The following is a 19074-nucleotide window of genomic DNA, read 5'->3' as shown; positions in this document are numbered from 1 at the left end:
TTAAGAAGGTGCCGATTTTTCATTTTAGCGAACTTTCTGTTAATTCCCGGCTAGTTTGTAATCGATCTAATATGTATATTAGACACTTATAACCATCAGCATATACATTTTTAAACCAATAAAAACCAATTTCCCACGTATGAGAAAGCTTCTTCCGCTTTTAACTACCGTTTGTTTAGGTGCCGCTGCCTGTAACCAGGGCGGTACAAAATCTACCGCCGACAGCACCGTAGTGGCCGATTCTGCCGCTGCCTCGTCAGTAGAGTCCATCGCCCCGGCCGCCGGTTTCGATACCACGATCGACGGCAAACAGGTGAAACTTTTCTACCTGAAAAATAGTAATGGCATCGAAATGGCCGTTACTAACTTCGGCGCAAGTAGTATCGCTGCTTACGCCCGATAAAAATGGCAAAAAAGAAGATATCGTACTGGGCTACAGCGACCTGAAAGGTTACCTCAGCAGCCACGAAGAATATTATGGCGGCGTAGTAGGCCGTTACGGCAACCGTATTGCCAAAGGCAAATTTAAACTTGACGGTAAGGAATACACGCTGTTCCTGAACAACGGCGCCAACACACTGCATGGCGGTAAAAAAGGCTACAATGAAGTAGTGTGGGATATGGAACAGAAAGATCCTAAAACAGTAGTGTTCCACTATCTTTCTCCTGATGGCGAAGAAGGTTATCCTGGCGCGCTGGATATCACGATGACTTACGAGCTGACCGATAACAACGAGTTTAAAGTATCGTACAGCGCTACTACTGACAAAGCGACGATCGTGAACCTCACGCATCACTCCTTCTTTAACCTGCATGGCGCGGGTAATGGCAGCATCAATGATCACGTGCTGCACATCAATGCAGACAATTATACACCGGTTGACAGTACGCTGATCCCATTAGGCAAAAACGTACCGGTTAAAGGTACGCCGTTCGACTTTACAACGCCTACCGCTATTGGTGACAGGCTGGAGCAGCAGGACGAGCAGCTGAAGTTTGGCAAAGGTTATGACCATAACTGGGTACTGAACAAAAAAGGTGATTCGCTTACCCTGGCAGCCACTGTACTGGAGCCTGCAAGCGGCCGTTATATGGAAGTATACACCACCGAGCCTGGCGTACAGTTTTACGGCGGTAACTTCATCGATGGTAAAGACACGGGTAAAGGTGGTAAAGTGTACAACTTCCGTGGCGCGCTGTGCCTGGAAACACAACACTACCCTGATTCTCCGAATCAGCCATCCTTCCCGTCCACGGTGTTAAAGCCAGGCCAGACTTATAGCCACGTTTGTGTGTATAAGTTCGACGTGAAAAAATAATATACTGGATTTTATAAAGCGGGGCTGACCAACAGTAATGGTCAGCCCCTTTCTGTTTGGTTGCATCGTGCACATGATTCTCAAAGCTTGCACGTTAGTTTTTAGTCAGCCTTTATGGCATACCAGCCGTTTTTTCATTAAAAATCAGTGTGTAACAATTTGATAGCACCGATAAGCTGAATTTATTTAATATATTGTGGGCCCTGGAGGTGCAAAAGGTGCTTTCTCATCCCTTGATGATTAGTTCGTAGTGGTGTTGCAGTATGTTGTTGGCTTAAATGAATCTTACACGTAAAGTGTTATACCTACAACTGTTCTAAAATAACCAGCCCAGCAGCAGGCACGCCACTACGATCAAGGGGGAAGGCACCCGTGTAAGATATAAGAACCCCAGCGTCCAGAGGATGATAAGTACGTTATACCAGGTAATAGAGATAGAAAACAGCAGGATAAAAGTAGCCGCCCACATAATTCCTACCACCACCGCATTAATACCCTCCAACGCGCGATAAATTACCGCATATTTTTTCAGGTTATTCCAGATGGGGAAGAAGAACAATACCAGTAACAGGCTTGGTAAAAAGATGGCTATGGGCGCAAGTATACAGCCTAACAGCTGGAAACCGGGCCCCATATTACGCATAACCATACCGCCTACATATGCGGCCACGGAGAATGTGGGGCCGGGAATGGCCCGCATAATACCGGCACCGGTGAGCAGCTCCTCGGCAGTCATGAACTGTGTTTTGGCCCGGGTTACATATTGTTCGAGCATCATCGCGATAAGGATATCGCCACCACCAAACACCAGGGTGCCAAAGCGGTAAAAGTGTTCAAACATGTTAAAAGGGCGTTTAAAGTCCCAGTTATTGATGCGCGCCAGCTCCGATAAGGTACCGGCCAGAATGAACAGCACGGCGAATAACCATAGGTTAGCCCATTTGATTTTACGGGGCTTCTCGATGGAGTCGGGTATGTTTTTGTTGGTGAAGTTGGTGATAATGCCGCCCACGATGATGAGTGCGGGGAAGGTCCAGGGGGATTTAAGGAAGAAGGTGACAGCGAGGGCCAGTAACATAATGAATACGCTGGCGGCGTTCCGGATGCTGATGCTGTAAGCTTTAATGCCCCCGTAAGCCAGGAAGCCCACCGCCATCGGCTGTACGTATTTAAAGATGTCGACATCCAGTGCCCGCTTATCGAAAAACTGTAGGAGGAAGCTAAGTGCCCCCATCAGGATACTTGCCGGCGCGATCCAGATCAGCAGGGATACAATGGCCAGGGCAAGACCTCCACGCTTGTAGGCGATAAGGGTAAGGGTTTGGGAAGATGATGCGCCTGGTAGTAGCTGGCAAAAGGCATTGTATTCCATTAACTCCTTCTCCGTCACATCCTTACGTTCCTGCACAAACGTCTTCAGCATCATCGCCAGGTGACCCTGTGGGCCTCCATAAGCGGTTATGCTGTGAAAAAAGACTGATTTCAGGAAAGAGATATGACGTAAAAACACTTATCGGTATGTTTCAGGTTGTCGAATTTCAAGATAAATACTGAATTATTCAAACTAAATATGTGGCCGGATCGTATTTAAGCCTTTCATCTTCAAATATTTCAGCGCAGCCCGGTGCTTTTGCACAGGCATAATAGTTGATGTACTCCCGGTTTGAGGGGGCTTGTGGAAACAAAAGGTCCGTTCAGACGTTTAAGGTTTTTATAACTGCTTACTATATGCGGACAATCCTATTTTTATTGATGCTCGTAGCTTCATCCGCCGTGTCGGCGCAAAGCATTGATTTTAACAGTGCCGCCGCATGGTCGCAGTTTCATTTCCATACAGGCAATGAGGTAACGGTTTCCGCAGACGATACCTGCCTGGTATTCGTCACCAACCGGCATTTGTCGCCAGACAGTCTGCGCTTTGTAGACGAGTTTGTGGATACTACATCGCTCAAATACTTCTTTCTCGAAAAACAGGAAGGGAAATGGAATGTTTACCAGGAAGCAACGCTTGGCGAGGCTATGCAACGCCTGCCCATCAAGCGGGATGTGGTGCTGTACGCAGAAGGTATGGGTAAGATATTTACCGCTAATGTGATGCGTGCGCAGCTGATGAGCGCTCAATACAATGTAAACGTAGTTATGTTCGATTACGCAAGCATCAATACGACTTACAAACCCTCGAAGAACTTTCGCTTCGCACGCGAAAACGCAAGCTTGTCTGCTCGGCAATATTATAACCTGTTATTACAATTTCAGCAGGCGCGAAAGCTGGAAGCGCCCTGGTTAACCGGTGTACACTTTACAACGTTTAATCACAGTATGGGCAATATCATCGTGCGGGAAATGATGCAAACGCAGGATGTGCAGCCATTAAATGACTATCCGTTTATCGATAACCTTGTATTGAACGCTGCTTGTGTGCCGCAAAAGGGCCATGCGGACTGGGTAAACAAAATGCGCTTTGCCAGGCACGTGTATATCCATCATAACCGGAAGGATTTTCAGTTGAAAGGGGCGCATCTTATTACCATGAAAAAACAATTGGGAGAGAAGATTCGTGGCGAGAAAGCTGTAAATGCCACTTACGTAAACTTTCACGATGCCGTGCGGTATAAACATTCTTACTTCATGAACTTCCCGCAAAAGGATTACCGCATTCCAACGGAGCTGGTGGGTTACTTTTCCCGGCTGCTCCGCGGCGAAGAAATTACTTCCACCGCCGCGGCCAGCCAGTTGGTGATCGTTAAAGAGAAGGACAAAACATTAAGTTCCACTCGTCTTTAACTATCTATTTCTTTAAACCGATTTCCCTTAAACGTTCGTCCAGGTATTCGCCTGCCGTAATCGGCTCGTATTGCAACGGGTTGTCGGCGGTGATGCAGCTTTGCAGCGCACTCAAATCCATATTGGATTTAGGATGCAGGAAGAAAGGAATGGAGAAGCGTGATGTGCCCCACTTTTCACGCGGTGGATTTACCACACGATGCGTAGTCGACTTCAACCGGTTGTTCGTTAATCGCTGCAGCATGTCGCCCACATTCACCACGATCTGCTCCGGCAGCGATGTTACAGGCACCCAGTTATCCTGTTTGTCCAGGATCTGCAAACCGTCGGCCGACGCGCCTACCAGCAGGGTGATGAGATTAATGTCTTCATGCTGCTCCGCACGGATGGCCGACTTCGGCTCCTGCGTAATAGGCGGATAATGGATCGCCCGCAGAATGGAGTTGCCTTCTTCTATTTTATCATCGAAATAATGTTCGTCCAGCCCAAGGTATAAAGCAATTGCCCGTAACAGGTACTTGCCCGCACGTTCAAAGCCCTGGTAAGCTTTGTGTAAAGTGGGCGTAAACGGCGCTACCTCATTCACCTGCACATTATCGGGATATTCGCTTTTTAACGGACTGCTCTCTGCCACCGTTTGTCCGAACTGGAAAAACTCTTTCAGGTCCGGCGCATCAAATCCTTTCGCATGTTCCTTTCCAAAAGAAGTATAACCGCGCTGCCCGGCCAGTTCCGGTATTTCATACTGATGTTTTACATCGGATGGGAGTTTGAAAAAATCCTGCACATACTTGTAAAGATCTGCAATGAGTTCATCGGGAATGCCATGGTTCTTTACTGCCACGAAACCAACTTCTTCATACGCTTTGCCGAGTTGTTGTACGAAGGCGGCTTTCTGATCAGGATTACCGGAAATGAAATGAGACAGATCCACTGAAGGAATGGAATTAACGTTTGCCATAGTTCAACTTGTTTTGGATAATTAAATATACGACAAATGACCGTCAAGCCCATAAAAAAGGCCGGCTCCATAAAGAGCCAGCCTCCTCTTTTTTAGCTGTGTAGCGTTATGGCATAGGGTGTAAAAAACCTTGGTCGTTATCCGTGATATCAACGATCGCATAGCGGGCCACGCGGTTGATCAGCATCTCGTCCATCACATTCACTACATTGCTGTAATTCGCTTTTTCATCTGCTTTGATCAGTACGATCAGTTGATCGGCATCGCCGTATTTATCTGCTACGCGTTGTTGTTTTTTACGGATTACATCGCCAATTCCTGTTTGCGTGGAATAGGTCGTGTATTGCAGATTGACGGCTGCATCTGCATTACTTCCATCGCCCTCGTAATAAGCGATGCGGTTGTCGCCGGTGAGTAATACGGTAAGTGCTTTACTTTCAGGAACGGGCATGCTTTTACCTTCGGCAGGCATGATGAGGTCGATGGTTTTTGGTTGCGCCATGGTAGTGGTGAGCATAAAAAAAGTGATCAGCAAAAAGCCCAGGTCCACCATGGGCGTCATGTCTACCCGGGTCGATAACTTTTTGCTGCGTGGTTTGCCGTGGTGGTTGCTGGTGTTTGTATTCATCTCTGCCATAGGAATAAATATTTAGGATGATGAAATGCCTGTACGATCGAGCAGTAAGTAGCGGGCGCGATAGCCCGCCACTGTAGCATCTTTCGCACATTAACTTGTTATGTTGGCTATAGGATGCAGGGTGTTTTATTTTCCATAAAAGTTTACTTCGTTTAAGGATAGCGGTATGAAACAAGAATGCTGACTGTTTAAGCATAGGCGTACGAAAACACAAAGCATAGGTGTACGAAAACAAAAAAGGCTGACCAACGGCCAGCCTTCTATAATGAATTGTAGGAGGATTAAAAATCTGCGCTTCCTGGTGTTCTTGGGAAGGCGATCACGTCGCGTATGTTGGTCATACCGGTTACGAACAGTACCAGCCTTTCGAAGCCCAGACCAAAGCCTGCGTGCGGCGCGGAGCCGAAGCGGCGGGTATCCAGGTACCAGTACATTTCTTCTACCGGCAGGTGCAGTTCTTCCATACGTTTCACCAGTTTGTCGTAGTTCTCTTCACGCTGCGAACCACCTACGATTTCACCGATACCGGGGAACAGAATATCCATCGCGCGAACGGTTTTGCCGTCGTCGTTTTGCTTCATGTAAAACGATTTGATAGCGGCCGGATAGTCAGTCAGGATCACTGGTTTTTTGAAGTGTTTTTCTACCAGGTAACGTTCGTGCTCACTCTGCAAATCTGCGCCCCATTCTTCGATCAGGTAGTTGAACTTTTTGTTTTTGTTCGGCTTACTGTTTTTCAGAATGTCAATGGCCTCGGTATAAGTAAGACGTTCAAATTCGTTGTTCAATACGAATTCGAGTTTGTCTACCAGTTTAAGCTCGCTGCGTTCCGCCTGCGGTTTTTGTTTTTCCTCTTCTTCCAGCCGCTGGGCAAGGAATTCCAGGTCTTCGCGATTGTGTTCCAGTGCGTAGCCGATCACGTATTTGATGAAGGCTTCTGCGAGGTCCATGTTGTCTTTCAGTTCATAGAAAGCCATCTCCGGCTCAATCATCCAGAACTCTGCGAGGTGACGCGCTGTGTTAGAATTTTCAGCACGGAAAGTGGGACCGAAAGTATAGATATCACCGAACGCCATGGCACCCAGTTCACCTTCCAGCTGGCCGGATACGGTGAGGTTAGTGCTGCGTCCGAAAAAGTCCTGTTTGTAGTCGATGTTGCCTGCATCATCCAGTGGCGGCTTCTTCATGTCGAGCGTGGTTACGCGGAACATTTCGCCGGCGCCTTCTGCGTCGGATGCAGTAATGATGGGTGTGTGCAGGTATACGAATCCACGATCGTTAAAGAACTTGTGCACGGCATATGCCAGCGTGTGACGCACGCGGAACACTGCACCGAACGTATTGGTACGGAAGCGCAGGTGTGCAATTTCGCGCAGGTATTCGAGGCTTGGCCTGTTTTTCAGCTGCAGCGGATATTGCTCGGGATCACAGTCGCCCAGTATCTCCAATGTTTGCGCTTTCAGCTCTACCTTCTGGCCTTTACCCTGCGAAGGAATAATTTCGCCGGTAACGCTGATGGCCGCACCGCTGGTGATGCGCTTCACCAGGGCCGGGTCGGTGTTTTCCTGGCTGATCACTACCTGCAGATTATTATTGGTTGAGCCATCGTTCAAAGCTATGAATTGATTGTTGCGGAAGCTCCGCACCCAACCTTTTACTGTAACTTCGTAGTTCGTTTTGTCGTCCAGCAGGATCTGTTTGACCTTCACTCTTTGGCTCATAAAATATTTACTTTTTATTTATTTAAGGATTGCAAAAATAGTCCTAAATCCCATTTCCCGGCTGTTTTGAAACGTTAAAACGGACTTTTTTTGGATAATAGTAAAAGTTGTTTTAATCTTGCGTTATAATCTGTCTGATCAAGTTTCCATTTTGCCATCTTCATCAGCAGTCCTAAACTCAAGGCATCCCTCAAGTTTAATGATTTCAAACCAGTTTCACTTGACTCAAAACAATTATTTATTAATTGGTGTGTGTGTGTGAAAACACGCAGTGGTACCCGCCTTTAGACACTTCAAAATTAAATTTGACAACTCACGATGATGTACGACATCTTACAATTGAACGATATGCTCGTTCCTGAACTGCTTGACATTGCGGAGAAGCTCGAAATTCCCAATTCCAAAAAACTCGATAAGCAGGCCCTGATCTATAAAATCCTCGATAAACAAGCGGTAATGGCATCGGAAGACCAGGCAGAGAACGGCGAAGAGAAGAAAGGTAGAAAACGTAAAGCGACAACATCCTCTAAAAAAGAAGAAGCCCCGGTAGCAGAACCAGCTACAGAAGATAAACCGAAAAAAGGAAAGAAAGCAGCAGCAACACCAGCACCAGAACCTAAGAAAGAAACTCCTGCAAAACCTGCTAACCCGGAACCTCCAAAAAAACGCACACTTGAATTAGATCTTGATATTCCTTCTTTAACTTTTGATGATGATGAAGACATCGTGCTGCCAGCACTGTCCGACGAATTACCGGAAGAAGAGGAAGAAGTAGTGGAGCTCCGCGACGAAGAAGAGGATGATTTTGTGAATGACTTCGTAACGGTTGAAGAGCCGGTAGCGCCGCCACCAGTAGCTAAGAACCAGCAGCGTGGCAACAACAATAAGAAAGAACCTGTTTTCAATATAGAGTTTGACGGTATCATCGTAAGTGAAGGTGTACTGGAAATGATGCCCGACGGCTACGGTTTCCTGCGCTCTTCCGATTACAACTACCTCAGCTCACCAGACGATATTTATGTATCTCCTTCGCAGATAAAACTGTTCGGTCTCAAAACCGGCGATACCGTGCGTGGCTCTGTTCGTCCGCCGAAAGAAGGAGAGAAATATTTCGCTTTGCTGAAAGTGGAAACCATCAACGGTAAAACACCGGAAGAAGTGCGCGACCGCGTACCTTTCGATTACCTTACGCCGCTGTTCCCTTTCGAAAAACTCACGCTTACTACTACGCCTAATAACTACTCCACCCGTATTATCGATATGTTCACGCCTATCGGTAAAGGCCAGCGTGGCCTCATCGTAGCCCAACCGAAAGTGGGTAAAACGATGCTGCTGAAAGAGGTAGCAAACGCCATCGCCACTAACCACCCGGATATTTACCTGATGGTGGTGTTGATCGATGAGCGTCCGGAAGAGGTGACCGATATGGAACGTAGCGTTAAAGCAGAAGTGATCGCTTCCACGTTCGACGAGCCTGCAGAAAAACACGTGAAAGTATCCGCCATCGCGCTGCAAAAAGCAAAACGCCTGGTAGAATGTGGCCACGATGTAGTTATCCTGCTCGACTCCATCACCCGCCTGGCCCGTGCGCATAACACCGTGGCTCCTGCTTCCGGTAAAGTATTGTCCGGTGGTGTGGAAGCTAATGCTATGCAGAAGCCTAAACAATTCTTCGGTGCCGCCCGTAAGATCGAGAACGGTGGTTCCCTCACTATCCTCGCTACTGCGCTGATCGACACTGGTTCTAAAATGGACGAGGTGATCTTCGAAGAGTTTAAAGGTACCGGTAACATGGAGCTGCAACTCGATCGCCGCCTCGCCAACAGGCGTATTTTCCCGGCTATCGACGTTACTGCTTCTTCTACCCGTCGCGACGATCTGTTGCTGGATAAAGAAATGCTTTCCCGCATTTACATCCTGCGCAACCACCTGGCGGATATGAACACCGAGGAGTCCATGCACTTCATGCTGCAACACATGCGCGGCACCCGTAACAACGAAGAGTTCCTGATCTCTATGAACCGATAGTATCAGTCTTCATATCATTTGCAAAACCCGCTTCATTTGAGGCGGGTTTTGTTTTTATACTTGTTTGTTAATGTGAGCGGCGCGCGCGCCCCTGGCTCCCGCACTACTGCATCGCGGAATGGTGCGGAGGTCCAATTCGATGACGGGAAGAGAAAATGCCGCCGAAGTGAGTGACACAACGGCGGGTGGGAAAAGCGCTGATGCTGGTGCAAAAGAAAACAGCAACCCGATAACAGGTTGCTGTTTCAATATATGTGGATGTACTGATATTATGCCCTGTACGCAAACACGGCTTGTGGTGGCGTAGGTGGTTTGACCATGGCAGGTCTTGGTGGCTTAGGTGGCCTTGGTGGTCTTGGCGGCCGTGGTGGCGCTTTGGGAGCCACGCAGGCAGTGGCGAAGCAGCAACCTGCAGCCAGCAGCAGCAGGCTCAGTTTTTTCAGGTTTCTCATGTTGCGTATTTTTGATAACCTGATAATTCAAATTCTTTGCCAAAATAATGCGGTATTATCGCCAGAGCGCGAGCAGCTCTTTTTTACGCCGCTCCGTTACTTCAACACTGGCGCCGCTTTTGAGCAGCACAAGGTTACGGTCGGCATCGACTTTTGTGATGTGAGAGAGTTGCACGATCTGCTGGTTGTTCACCTGGTAAAACTTCATGGCATTAAACAACTCCGCGTAAAAACGGAAACCATGTGTGGAGGGGAGTATGCTGCTATCCTGCAAGTGAAAAACCACTTTGTCACCGGCACCTTCCAGGTAATCGATCATGCTGATGGGAATCACAGGCGCAGCACCGTCAGGGGCGGGTATGATCAGGTTTTTTTCGTCGTTTTCTTCTTTCGAAAAGTTATTAAGTAATACCTCGTAACGTTGTTTGGAGGCATTGGTGTTGATGCGTTGTAACACCTTGTCAACCGTCGCTACCAGGCTTTCCTTGTCGATCGGTTTTAAGATCAGCTCCACTTCTGCGAAACGGATCGTGTGCAGGAAACGTTTTTCAAACGCCGTAACAAATACCGCTTCAAACGTTTCGTCGTAAGCGCCGGTCAGTACGTCGAAGCCGGTGCCGTCCGGCATTTCCAGGTCGAGAAATACTAATTGCGGCCGAAGTTCCCGGATGAGCGCAATACCTTCCCGACAATTAGCAGCCGTTGCCACGGGCTCAACGCCGGGGCAGTATTTTTCCAGCATAAGGGTAATGATATCCCTGCTGTTCCTTTCATCGTCTATGATTACGGCGCGGACCATCTTATAATTGGGGTATCAGGATGCGAACGATTGTGCCGCTTTCCGGATACTGCATGCCTGTTTTGTCAATAATTTCGATCTGAATTTCGGTATTGTACATTTTGTTCAGCAACTCCGCACGGTTCAAACTAATTTCCATGCCGGAAGATTGGTGATGTGCCGGCAATTGTCGTATCGCTTTCGATCTTTCGATGCCGATGCCATTGTCTTCAATCACACATTCCAGCATTTCTTCATCATCGTCCTGGCTAAAACGGATCGTGAGTTTGCCCGTGGTGTGCGCTTCATTGTTCATACCGTGCTTCACGGCGTTTTCTACATAAGGTTGTAACAACATGGCCGGCACCTCCAGTTCGCCGGTTGGAATAGTGGGGTCTACTATGATCTCGTATTCCATCTTATGCTCGAAACGCATCTTTTCAAGCCCAAGATAAGTATTTAAATAGGTGATCTCATCAGACAGCGATATAAAATTGCGCCGCGAAAAGTCGAGCGTCTTACGGATGAGGTAAGAGAAGTCTGACAAATACTTTTGCGCATATTCATAATCGCGCTGCATCACGAACAACTGGATAGAGTTAAGACAGTTGAAAATGAAGTGTGGGTTGATTTGTGCGCGAATGGCCTTCAGTTCGATTTCCGACAACTTTTTGCCATACTCGATTTCCAGCTGCAGTTTGCGCTGCTCCTCCAGCTCCTGCTTCTTACGCAGGATTTCCGTGGTTTGTTCTTTCACCAGTTCTTCCAGCTGCTCGTTCAGTTTGCGTTGCAGTTCTTTGTTCTTATTCAGCTGTTTGATGAGCAGCTCCTGTGTTTTCGTTTTTTCCTGGTGTACCAGTTTGTTTCGATAACTCAGTCCCGCCGCAAAAAACAACGCCTGCAACAGTACGCCGGCCACTAACATGCCCGAAGGAGTAACCAGTTCGGGAATGGCGGTAAGTCCCACCGGCTCCTGGTTAAACACGAACGCGCAAAGCGACAGTACATAAATTGATATCGACCCAAACAAGAAAAAACGGATCAGCGGATGGTGCCGCGAACGCTGTGCGAGTGCTACCAGGCTAATGCCCAAGGGCACCAGCGTAATAAAGTAAAAGTAAGTGTACACCTTACCCGGAATATGATACCAGCCGCGGTAAATACAGTACACCGATATCAGCATCAGTATGCATGATACCCATGACGACCAGCGGAATATTTTCTCCATTAACGGATAGCGCTCCCGCAGGCTGAGAAACACGTTGCCGAACATGAAGTACATCACGTAAAAACAGAAGTACAGTGCCGGGATGTCCCAATAGTACTTCAGCTTCGGCCAGTGATGTGAGAACGAAAGCTGGTAAGGCTTGGCATCCAGCCGCAGGGCGAAGTACACGATGAGGCCGAGGATATAGCCCGCAAAGTACAGCGACGAGCGGTCGGGTAGTTGCGTGTAGTTAATGATCGTGATGCTGAGGAATACGAGCAGCATACCGATAATGATCTGTATGATCAGCGCTTCCTGCTTATAATAATTCGATGTTTCATGGCGGAAGTTATAGTATTCAATATCGTTCAGGAGTACGGGGAGCAGCGCATTTTCGCGGTAATAGCGGTTGGAGATGTGAAGGTAGTACGTTGCGGTAGCGCCGGCGGCTACGTGGATAGGAAAGGCGTAATGGTTCCAGCGTTCTACGCCGGCATTGTCCATCATCAGGCCGGTTTGGGCGCGCAGCGTATATTGGCCGTTGCTGCCGGGCTCGTACCAGTACATGTAATCGTGCCAGCCTGCAAATACAAAACCACTGCTGTCGAGCGTGGTGTTGTTGTGCACAGTGAGTTTTAGCCATACGTCGTTAGTGCCGTCGTTTATTGTGCGGCCCGCGTGGAAAACGCTCGTGTCTTTACCGAAAGGTAGTTGTACCACTTCCTGGATGGTGTAGCGGTCGCCCTGGCTTTTCAGTACGCCCAGTTGATGGCGGAGGTCCGCACCCTGGAGCGACATGTCATAGCCGGGGATAAACGTGTCTTCTAAAGTTGTGCCTGCAGTTGTTGTGAGGGTGCAACAGAACAAAAGAAGCGTTAAAATAAATCGCGTCACTGATCTGGTAAATTAATGGATTACAACAGGCCATCAATAGCTTTTGCCAGCTGATGGTCTTTATCGGTAACGGTATTGCCTGCCTCATGTGTTGAAAGGAAGATTTCTACCTTGTTATAAACATTCGTCCAATTCGGATGATGGTCCATCTTTTCGGCAATCAGCGCAACTTTGGTCATGAAGCCGAAAGCCTCCTTAAAATCCTTGAACTGAAAAGCGCGGTAAAGCTGCTTATCTTTTTCCTCCCACATACGAAAAATGATTTAGGATGAGATGCCAGATATATATACGTTTCGGGGTGTTCACTCGTACTTTCTGTGTCTGCCGGCTTTGCTACTGTCCGGAACATTCATGGCCCACTGGCGAAACATTCATCAAAAAATTAAATTCATCTTATTCTTAATGTCTCTAATATCTAATAAAGATACTAATTGTACCATCTCCACATAGCGCAGCAGTTCAATTAATTTTTTAATGTCTTCCTGCTGGTAATAATTTCCTTTGATGAGCCAGATGTAATGAATGTGTTTAAGCTCCGGCAACAGGAACTCCCCTTTACAGTGATTGTTATACAAGTAATGTTCCACTGTTTTGGTAGGCTCCAAAAAATCAAATACGGGGAAGTAAAAGGAGCGTGCGCCTTTGGTTAGTTTTATTTCCAGCGAGTTGTTTACCCGGAAGTCGAAATGCAGCTGGCGGTTCAGCTGCCAGCATAACTGGTAATCACGTGCAGACGAGGCGATGCCTACGAGAAAGGTATCCTCGAAAAAATCTTCTACCAGCTGGTCCTGGTCAAGTTTTAATTTGAGTACGGACATGCGCTTACGGTTTTTTAGTTTTCTTCACTGTTGTTGGTTTCTTTACGGGCGGGGCGGGCTTTACGGCCGATGATCGCTTTGTTGCGGGCGACTTCCCCTGCGGGTCCCAGAAAATATGCTTAAAGTCTTGTATCGTATCGTTCTTCACCGTGATGCCTTCTGCTTCGAGTAGTTCCTGCATAAGTGTTGGGGTGGCGAAGTGGTGTTTGCCGCTTAACATGCCATTCCTGTTTACCACGCGGTGCGCCGGTACGGTTGGTTTAACGTGGCCGGCACCATTCATGGCCCAGCCTACCATGCGGGCGGAGAGGCGAATGCCTGCCGCTTCCGCAATGGCGCCATATGTAGTAGCCCGGCCTTTGGGTATCTTTCTCACTAACTCAAACACCTTGTCGTAAAACGAAGGTGCTTCCGCTTCAGGGCTTTTTTTGCTCCTGGTCCCGCTCGGCGAGGAGCCTGCTTTTTTTGGTTCGGGTACGTTTTCATAATCGTACGGGCAGTGTTTGCAGCCATTTCCGCAACAGGTCCCACGGTCGAGGTGGAACTTAGCCGTTAACACCATCAGCCCCTGCTCGTTGTAGTAGAAATCAATGTTCTCCTTCAACGGCATATTCATCGGGTAATTGTATGGTGCGCCAGTCGATCGGCTGCGATGGCAAAGTGAATTTGAGGTAGCGGATGGTGCGGCGGTCGGCCAGGTGCATTCCCTCATAAAACGTTTGTATCTTCAATACCGGCGTAATTGCGTGTGGATTGGCGTATACGTCGGCCACATCTTCTACCAGGGTACAACCGGCTGCCGGTATTACTGCCTGGGTGAAGTGATATAATTCCGCGGAATCTGTTTTAAGGTTGATGGTAGCGCCCGGGCGTAGTACCTTCTGGTAAATAGCGAGGAACTTCGGGTGCGTAAGCCGCTTTTTCGCTTTGGATGCACGCAGGAACGGATCGGGGAAAGTGATCCATATCTCCGATACTTCGCCCGCCTCAAAATAATTTTCCAGGTGATCGATCTGTGTACGCAGGAAGCCAACGTTAGCCAGCTTCTCGTCCAGGGCTGTTTTAGCTCCTTTCCAGATGCGGTTGCCTTTCAGGTCTACCCCAATAAAGTTGCGGTCGGGGAACATGCGTCCCAGTCCCAATGCGTAGTCGCCTTTGCCGCAGGCCAGCTCCAGCGTAATCGGCTGATCGTTGCCGAAGTGTTCCTTCCATTTTCCCTGCATGCCTTCCGGGTAAATAAGCACGTTAGGAAAAGTCTCAATGTCTGCGAAACGTTGTAATTTTTTTTGTCCCATGCCCTGCAAAAGTAAGCAAAAGGCTGCGTTGCCGCTCTTACGTTTCCTTTTTTAAGAATAGCCGCTTAATTTTAGGCGGCAAATCCTGCGCTAAAACATTATTATGACTGCAAAAACAAACCCCGGCAAAGCATCCCTTACTTATGGACTGATCGCTTTTGCAGCCCTTACGCTATTTTTCATTCTCAGCTTCCCGGGCAACCGCAGCGAGGCAGATGATGGGTTTCACTATGCTTACCTCGTACGTAGTTCCGGTTATGCGCACCTGTTCCAGCCGCGTTACCTGTTCTTCCTGCCCCTGGCAAAAGCCATCTGGCAGTTGTTCGGTGAGCGCATCGACGCTTATTGGTTGATGTGTACTTTAAGCGCCATCTGTAGCGCACTCACCGTCGTACTCTGTTTCCGCTTCCAGGAGCGGGTGCTGAAGATGAGCCGTAACGCCGCCCTGTGTGGTTGCGCGCTGTTGCTGTTTGCTTATGGGTACTGGCGGTATTCGGTAGAGGCCGAGGTGTATGCATTGTCCAACGTGTTTTGCATCGGGGTGTTGTATTTAATTCTTTCCCAACGGGAGATGCGGCCCCTGGTACTGGCCGTGCTGGCCGGATTTATAGCAGGCATTGGTGTGTTGATCTACAAACCGAACGCTATTCCGTTGTTCTTCTGTTTCCCCTTTGCCTTTTTCCTTCGGCGGTATTGGGCTGCCGCTTTTGTATATGGCATTGTCGGGGTGCTGGTGGTGATCGGCGGTTATTATATCACTTACCAGGCGCTTGCGCCGCAACAGGCGTTCGTAGCCTTCTTAATGGATGGCGCCTCGCAGTCCTACGGTTCTATTTTTGTGACTGGTTTTGTGTTGGTGAGCAACATCGTGTCCACCGGCTTTTTATATGGGATTGATTCGGTGGAGCAGTTCATCCGCGGCCATTTTCCGGCAAATATGATCGTGGAGGAGGTGTACGCAGCGAATACGAACGGGGTGCTCAACTTTGTAGCCTGTGCTACCCTGGTGCTGACTGGCATCGCGTTGTTATGGCTGCTGATCAAAGGTTTCAGGCATACGACACGGAAAGGTTTTAAGCCGGAGAACTGGCTGCTCGTCCTGTGGATCGCCATCTATGGCCTGGTACTCCTGTACCTCGATCCCAACTCGCCCGAACCCTGGACTATGCTGCTCGTCCCCATCGTACTCCTGTTCACTTCCTGGCTGGTGTCGCCGTTGTTCGAAAAGAAACTGACGTTCGTACCCTGGCTGGCGGTGAGCCTGCTGGCGTTACATAACCTGGTAGGGGGCTATATGCTCATTCGCTCCGAAAGCAGCGATTATATCGTAAACCGCGCCGCCTGGTTAAAGCAGCACGCCCGTACCGGCGACCTGGTGTTGTCATTGGGTTCAGGTAGTATGCTGGCGTATATCGTGTATGAAAGCCCGGCGTCTATCTGCTCACCGGAACAGGCGTTCGATCGTTGTATGGACGAAGCCGAAAAAACCATCGCTGCCGGTCACCATGTATACATTGCCGAGGATATGATCCACCGCGACGATGCCGTAAAGTTCCGCGACCCGGAAACTTATGAAAAAACGGCGGTGTTCGTGGAGAAGTATAAGGATTACCTGGTGTTGGTGAACCCGGAGAATGACGGGTTTGGGAAGATTTATGAGTTGAAGTATAGGGGGAAGCTGAATTAGGTAAACTGCCTGCCTCAGGCAAAGTGTCTGAACCAGGCGGATGGCCTATCCTCAGGCAAAGACGCCAGCTAAGGGCCAGGGACCGTGCTGCGCACAAAGCAGCTGTGTGCTGGCCGCCCTGATGAGAGCGGGGCCGAATGCAGGAGATCCGGCGATGCACCATAAAAAAAGCGCTCAGAAATTGTTTCTGAGCGCTTTGCTGTAGGAGAAGGATTCGAACCTCCACGAGGCAGTTAGCCGCAGCACAAATAAGATTAGTGGTCAACCCATTATGCTGTGTTTATCCCGTTATCCTCACCCCCGAGACAAGAGGGCATGTCTGCCAATTTCATCACCCCACAAAGTTTAACCGGTCGGGGAAATGCCTTTCGCAAGTCGTTTTCGGTAGTGATTATGATGCAAATCTAAAGGGAGGACTACTTTTTTGCAAATTTTTCAAGAAGAATTTTGTAAATTTCGAAAAATTTTAAATATTTGCATGTAGTTTTAAAACATTCTAAAACGATTTGTCAAAATGAGCCACAATTTGAATATTGACAAACTTGACTTGCAGATTATCAGCGAGATGATGTACAATGCTGAAATCTCCTATGCCGATCTGGGCAAAAAGCTCTTTGTTTCCGGGGGAACGATCCATGTGAGGATGAAGAAACTGCAAGAGCTGGGTGTAGTTAAAGGTACTAAATTACATGTAGATTTAAAAATGATTGGCTACGATGTAATTGCCTTTATCGGCATTTTCCTCGAAAAGAGCTCCCTGTACGATTCTGTGGCCAAAGAACTGCGTAAGATCCCGGAGATCGTTCGCCTTAATTACACCACCGGCAGTTACAGCATGTTCGCTGAAATCATTTGTAAGGACATATCCGGCCTGCGCCACGTGTTGCACGATGAATTACAGAAGATCAAGGGTATTGAACGTACCGAGACTTTTATCTCGCTCGAAGAAAGCTTTACCCGCACGATCAATGTGGTAGAATAAAACCCTGCATTCGTCCCGTTATGAAACTGATGTTACCGGTGGCACGGCCACTGGTAAACGTCAGGGCGATTTTCGGTGCCGCCTGGCGCCAGTCCTGACGAGCAGCCTTCACAACTGCATGAAAACATTCATTTTGCCTTTCAGATCAGTCTTCGGGCAATGGCGTAGCCATGTCTTGTTTTCGCCGTTTTTCATCTTTATTTAGCCGGCTTTTATTCTCTCCTCAGCCGCCGTTGTGTCACTCTCTTGTACCGCAACGCGCTACCCGGCGCGAGGGCAAGTGTATTCGCGATAACGAACGCGAAAATACCATCATCAAAAGCTGCGAAAATCACCAAAAATCCTCGCAACTAATGGATAATCAATTGCTCTTCATTTTCTCGTTGCTCGCAATCTATTCATTATCAACGTCATAACCGCATCAAGTCCACATCAAGTCCGCCTCAAATCCACCTTTTCTCCGGTAATATCGGTATTATATTGGCCTGGTATCCCAGTGTTATCCCGCAGTTATCCCATACTTAAGGTTAACACACGACGCGCCGTACCGGCACAAACAAGGTGGCCGGCATAGCAAACGAAAATCTGGTCAGTAATTACAGGCTGGGTATCCTGCCGCCATCTACCGGCAAACTGATGCCTGTAATGTAAGCCGCCGCCGGCGATGCGAGAAAGGCTACGGCTGCACCAAATTCTGCCGGGTCGCCGAAGCGTTGCATCGGTATTTCGGATTTCCACTCGGCTTCGATTACCGACTTGTTTACCCCACGGCGCTGGGCATTGGCTTCAAACAAGGAAAATAAGCGGTCGGTGGTCATAGAACCCGGCAACACGTTGTTCACGGTAATGCCAAATGGCGCCAGTTCGTTCGAAAGGGTTTTAGCCCATCCGGCTACGGCTGCACGGGTGGTGTTGGAAACACCCAGGCCTTTAATAGGCGCTTTAACGGAAGTAGAAATCACCTGGATGATGCGGCCGTAACCGCTGCTTTTCATGCCAGGCAGCACCGCCTGTACGAGCAGCTGGTTGCACACCACATGCATGGAAAATGCTTTCACAAATGCTTCGGGATCTGCATCTGTAATGGGGCCGGCAGCCGGTCCGCCGGTATTGTTCACGAGGATGTTCACCGGTTGTTTGGCTGTAATGCCTGTAATGGCCGCCTTTACCGTGTCGGGCTGGGAGGAGTCGGCAGTTGCAAAACTGTGTTGCTGGCCTTGCGATACATCCAGCGTTTGCAGGGCGTTTAGCAGGTTCTTTTCGTCGCGGCTGATAAGTATACAATCAGCGCCTAACAGGGCCAGTTCGCGGGCGGAGGCAAGACCGAGTCCCTGCGAGCCGCCGCATATAACAGCGGTTTTTCCTTTTAGTGATAGTTCCATTTGTTAAAATTAACCCTATAAAGGCTTTTCGCCAACCGGGGAATTTGGAATTTAAGTTTTTATGGGTATTTTTCGTTAGGTTTGCAAAATATATAGGTTTACTGCAATTTAAACTTACACTTTCGGCCG

Annotated in this window: 18 protein-coding genes; 6 read left to right on the top strand and 12 right to left on the bottom strand. The window is 48.4% G+C overall.

The window, feature by feature from the left end; all coding sequences use genetic code 11:
• Positions 1–139 precede the first annotated feature (139 nt).
• Positions 140–403 (top strand): hypothetical protein, encoded by a 264-nt coding sequence (locus MKQ68_RS20860; RefSeq protein ID WP_264280790.1) that lies wholly within the window; start codon positions 140–142, stop codon positions 401–403.
• Positions 342–1319: an aldose epimerase family protein gene (locus MKQ68_RS20855; protein ID WP_264280789.1), complete on the top strand. Its 978-nt coding sequence runs from the start codon at positions 342–344 to the stop codon at positions 1317–1319. Before MKQ68_RS20860 ends, MKQ68_RS20855 begins: the two co-directional genes overlap by 62 nt.
• A gap of 316 nt (positions 1320–1635) precedes the next feature.
• Here MKQ68_RS20855 and MKQ68_RS20850 read toward each other — a convergent pair whose 3' ends face one another.
• Positions 1636–2745: a chromate transporter gene (locus MKQ68_RS20850; RefSeq protein ID WP_490715594.1), complete on the bottom strand. Its 1110-nt coding sequence runs from the start codon at positions 2743–2745 to the stop codon at positions 1636–1638.
• A gap of 302 nt (positions 2746–3047) precedes the next feature.
• Here MKQ68_RS20850 and MKQ68_RS20845 point away from each other — a divergent pair, with 302 nt between their 5' ends.
• Entirely contained in the window at positions 3048–4103 is a 1056-nt protein-coding gene (locus MKQ68_RS20845; RefSeq protein ID WP_264280787.1) for a hypothetical protein, read from the top strand.
• A gap of 4 nt (positions 4104–4107) precedes the next feature.
• On the opposite strand, the gene MKQ68_RS20840 is transcribed toward MKQ68_RS20845, so the two are convergent.
• From MKQ68_RS20840 to asnS, 3 genes are all read right to left on the bottom strand, one after another.
• Positions 4108–5064, bottom strand: coding sequence for an isopenicillin N synthase family dioxygenase (locus MKQ68_RS20840; protein WP_264280786.1), 957 nt, complete (start codon positions 5062–5064; stop codon positions 4108–4110).
• Between the two features lie 106 nt (positions 5065–5170).
• A complete protein-coding gene (locus tag MKQ68_RS20835) occupies positions 5171–5701 on the bottom strand; it encodes an ExbD/TolR family protein (protein WP_264280785.1) in 531 nt (176 codons plus the stop codon).
• 281 nt (positions 5702–5982) lie between these two features.
• The gene (gene asnS / locus MKQ68_RS20830; RefSeq protein ID WP_264280784.1) at positions 5983–7422 is read right to left on the bottom strand and encodes an asparagine--tRNA ligase; all 1440 of its coding nucleotides are present in this window, start codon (positions 7420–7422) and stop codon (positions 5983–5985) included.
• A gap of 321 nt (positions 7423–7743) precedes the next feature.
• Here asnS and rho point away from each other — a divergent pair, with 321 nt between their 5' ends.
• Positions 7744–9450, top strand: a complete 1707-nt coding sequence (gene rho / locus MKQ68_RS20825; protein WP_432803750.1) for a transcription termination factor Rho — start codon at positions 7744–7746, stop codon at positions 9448–9450.
• 269 nt (positions 9451–9719) lie between these two features.
• Here the strand turns inward: rho and MKQ68_RS20820 are convergent, their stop codons facing one another.
• From MKQ68_RS20820 to trmB, 7 genes are all read right to left on the bottom strand, one after another.
• A complete protein-coding gene (locus tag MKQ68_RS20820) occupies positions 9720–9902 on the bottom strand; it encodes a hypothetical protein (RefSeq protein ID WP_264280783.1) in 183 nt (60 codons plus the stop codon).
• A gap of 55 nt (positions 9903–9957) precedes the next feature.
• Positions 9958–10701, bottom strand: coding sequence for a LytR/AlgR family response regulator transcription factor (locus MKQ68_RS20815; protein ID WP_264280782.1), 744 nt, complete (start codon positions 10699–10701; stop codon positions 9958–9960).
• A 1-nt stretch (position 10702) separates the two neighbouring features.
• Complete coding sequence (locus MKQ68_RS20810; protein WP_264280781.1) at positions 10703–12685, bottom strand: histidine kinase; 1983 nt, start codon at positions 12683–12685, stop codon at positions 10703–10705.
• Positions 12686–12801: 116 nt separating this feature from the next.
• Entirely contained in the window at positions 12802–13032 is a 231-nt protein-coding gene (locus MKQ68_RS20805) for a 4a-hydroxytetrahydrobiopterin dehydratase (RefSeq protein WP_264280780.1), read from the bottom strand.
• A gap of 123 nt (positions 13033–13155) precedes the next feature.
• Positions 13156–13599: an IPExxxVDY family protein gene (locus MKQ68_RS20800; protein ID WP_264280779.1), complete on the bottom strand. Its 444-nt coding sequence runs from the start codon at positions 13597–13599 to the stop codon at positions 13156–13158.
• 4 nt (positions 13600–13603) lie between these two features.
• Positions 13604–14209 (bottom strand): MGMT family protein, encoded by a 606-nt coding sequence (locus MKQ68_RS20795; RefSeq protein WP_264280778.1) that lies wholly within the window; start codon positions 14207–14209, stop codon positions 13604–13606.
• The gene (gene trmB, locus MKQ68_RS20790) at positions 14187–14894 is read right to left on the bottom strand and encodes a tRNA (guanosine(46)-N7)-methyltransferase TrmB (RefSeq protein ID WP_264280777.1); all 708 of its coding nucleotides are present in this window, start codon (positions 14892–14894) and stop codon (positions 14187–14189) included. The genes MKQ68_RS20795 and trmB overlap by 23 nt, the downstream gene beginning before the upstream one ends.
• A gap of 103 nt (positions 14895–14997) precedes the next feature.
• On the opposite strand from trmB, the gene MKQ68_RS20785 reads away from it, so the two are divergent.
• Positions 14998–16581: a protein O-mannosyl-transferase family gene (locus tag MKQ68_RS20785; protein WP_264280776.1), complete on the top strand. Its 1584-nt coding sequence runs from the start codon at positions 14998–15000 to the stop codon at positions 16579–16581.
• Between the two features lie 514 nt (positions 16582–17095).
• Positions 17096–17563, top strand: a complete 468-nt coding sequence (locus tag MKQ68_RS20780) for an Lrp/AsnC ligand binding domain-containing protein (RefSeq protein WP_264280775.1) — start codon at positions 17096–17098, stop codon at positions 17561–17563.
• Positions 17564–18159: 596 nt separating this feature from the next.
• On the opposite strand, the gene MKQ68_RS20775 is transcribed toward MKQ68_RS20780, so the two are convergent.
• Positions 18160–18945: an SDR family oxidoreductase gene (locus MKQ68_RS20775; protein ID WP_264280774.1), complete on the bottom strand. Its 786-nt coding sequence runs from the start codon at positions 18943–18945 to the stop codon at positions 18160–18162.
• Positions 18946–19074 lie beyond the last annotated feature (129 nt).

The organism is Chitinophaga horti, from assembly GCF_022867795.2.
Lineage (GTDB): Bacteria > Bacteroidota > Bacteroidia > Chitinophagales > Chitinophagaceae > Chitinophaga > Chitinophaga horti.
This window is presented reverse-complemented; position numbering and strand designations above follow the sequence as displayed.

Bases quoted from the DNA above. Each gene is read 5' to 3' on its own strand.
- MKQ68_RS20785 (WP_264280776.1), top strand. From the start codon at position 14,998: ATGACTGCAAAAACAAACCCCGGCAAAGCATCCCTTACTTATGGACTG.
- MKQ68_RS20815 (WP_264280782.1), bottom strand. From the start codon at position 10,701: ATGGTCCGCGCCGTAATCATAGACGATGAAAGGAACAGCAGGGATATC.
- MKQ68_RS20810 (WP_264280781.1), bottom strand. From the start codon at position 12,685: ATGTCGCTCCAGGGTGCGGACCTCCGCCATCAACTGGGCGTACTGAAA.
- rho (WP_432803750.1), top strand. From the start codon at position 7,744: ATGTACGACATCTTACAATTGAACGATATGCTCGTTCCTGAACTGCTT.
- MKQ68_RS20835 (WP_264280785.1), bottom strand. From the start codon at position 5,701: ATGGCAGAGATGAATACAAACACCAGCAACCACCACGGCAAACCACGC.
- MKQ68_RS20845 (WP_264280787.1), top strand. From the start codon at position 3,048: ATGCGGACAATCCTATTTTTATTGATGCTCGTAGCTTCATCCGCCGTG.
- MKQ68_RS20820 (WP_264280783.1), bottom strand. From the start codon at position 9,902: ATGAGAAACCTGAAAAAACTGAGCCTGCTGCTGCTGGCTGCAGGTTGC.
- MKQ68_RS20780 (WP_264280775.1), top strand. From the start codon at position 17,096: ATGAGCCACAATTTGAATATTGACAAACTTGACTTGCAGATTATCAGC.
- trmB (WP_264280777.1), bottom strand. From the start codon at position 14,894: ATGGGACAAAAAAAATTACAACGTTTCGCAGACATTGAGACTTTTCCT.
- MKQ68_RS20850 (WP_490715594.1), bottom strand. From the start codon at position 2,745: ATGATGCTGAAGACGTTTGTGCAGGAACGTAAGGATGTGACGGAGAAG.
- MKQ68_RS20855 (WP_264280789.1), top strand. From the start codon at position 342: ATGGCATCGAAATGGCCGTTACTAACTTCGGCGCAAGTAGTATCGCTG.
- MKQ68_RS20775 (WP_264280774.1), bottom strand. From the start codon at position 18,945: ATGGAACTATCACTAAAAGGAAAAACCGCTGTTATATGCGGCGGCTCG.
- MKQ68_RS20840 (WP_264280786.1), bottom strand. From the start codon at position 5,064: ATGGCAAACGTTAATTCCATTCCTTCAGTGGATCTGTCTCATTTCATT.
- MKQ68_RS20800 (WP_264280779.1), bottom strand. From the start codon at position 13,599: ATGTCCGTACTCAAATTAAAACTTGACCAGGACCAGCTGGTAGAAGAT.
- asnS (WP_264280784.1), bottom strand. From the start codon at position 7,422: ATGAGCCAAAGAGTGAAGGTCAAACAGATCCTGCTGGACGACAAAACG.
- MKQ68_RS20860 (WP_264280790.1), top strand. From the start codon at position 140: ATGAGAAAGCTTCTTCCGCTTTTAACTACCGTTTGTTTAGGTGCCGCT.
- MKQ68_RS20795 (WP_264280778.1), bottom strand. From the start codon at position 14,209: ATGCCGTTGAAGGAGAACATTGATTTCTACTACAACGAGCAGGGGCTG.
- MKQ68_RS20805 (WP_264280780.1), bottom strand. From the start codon at position 13,032: ATGTGGGAGGAAAAAGATAAGCAGCTTTACCGCGCTTTTCAGTTCAAG.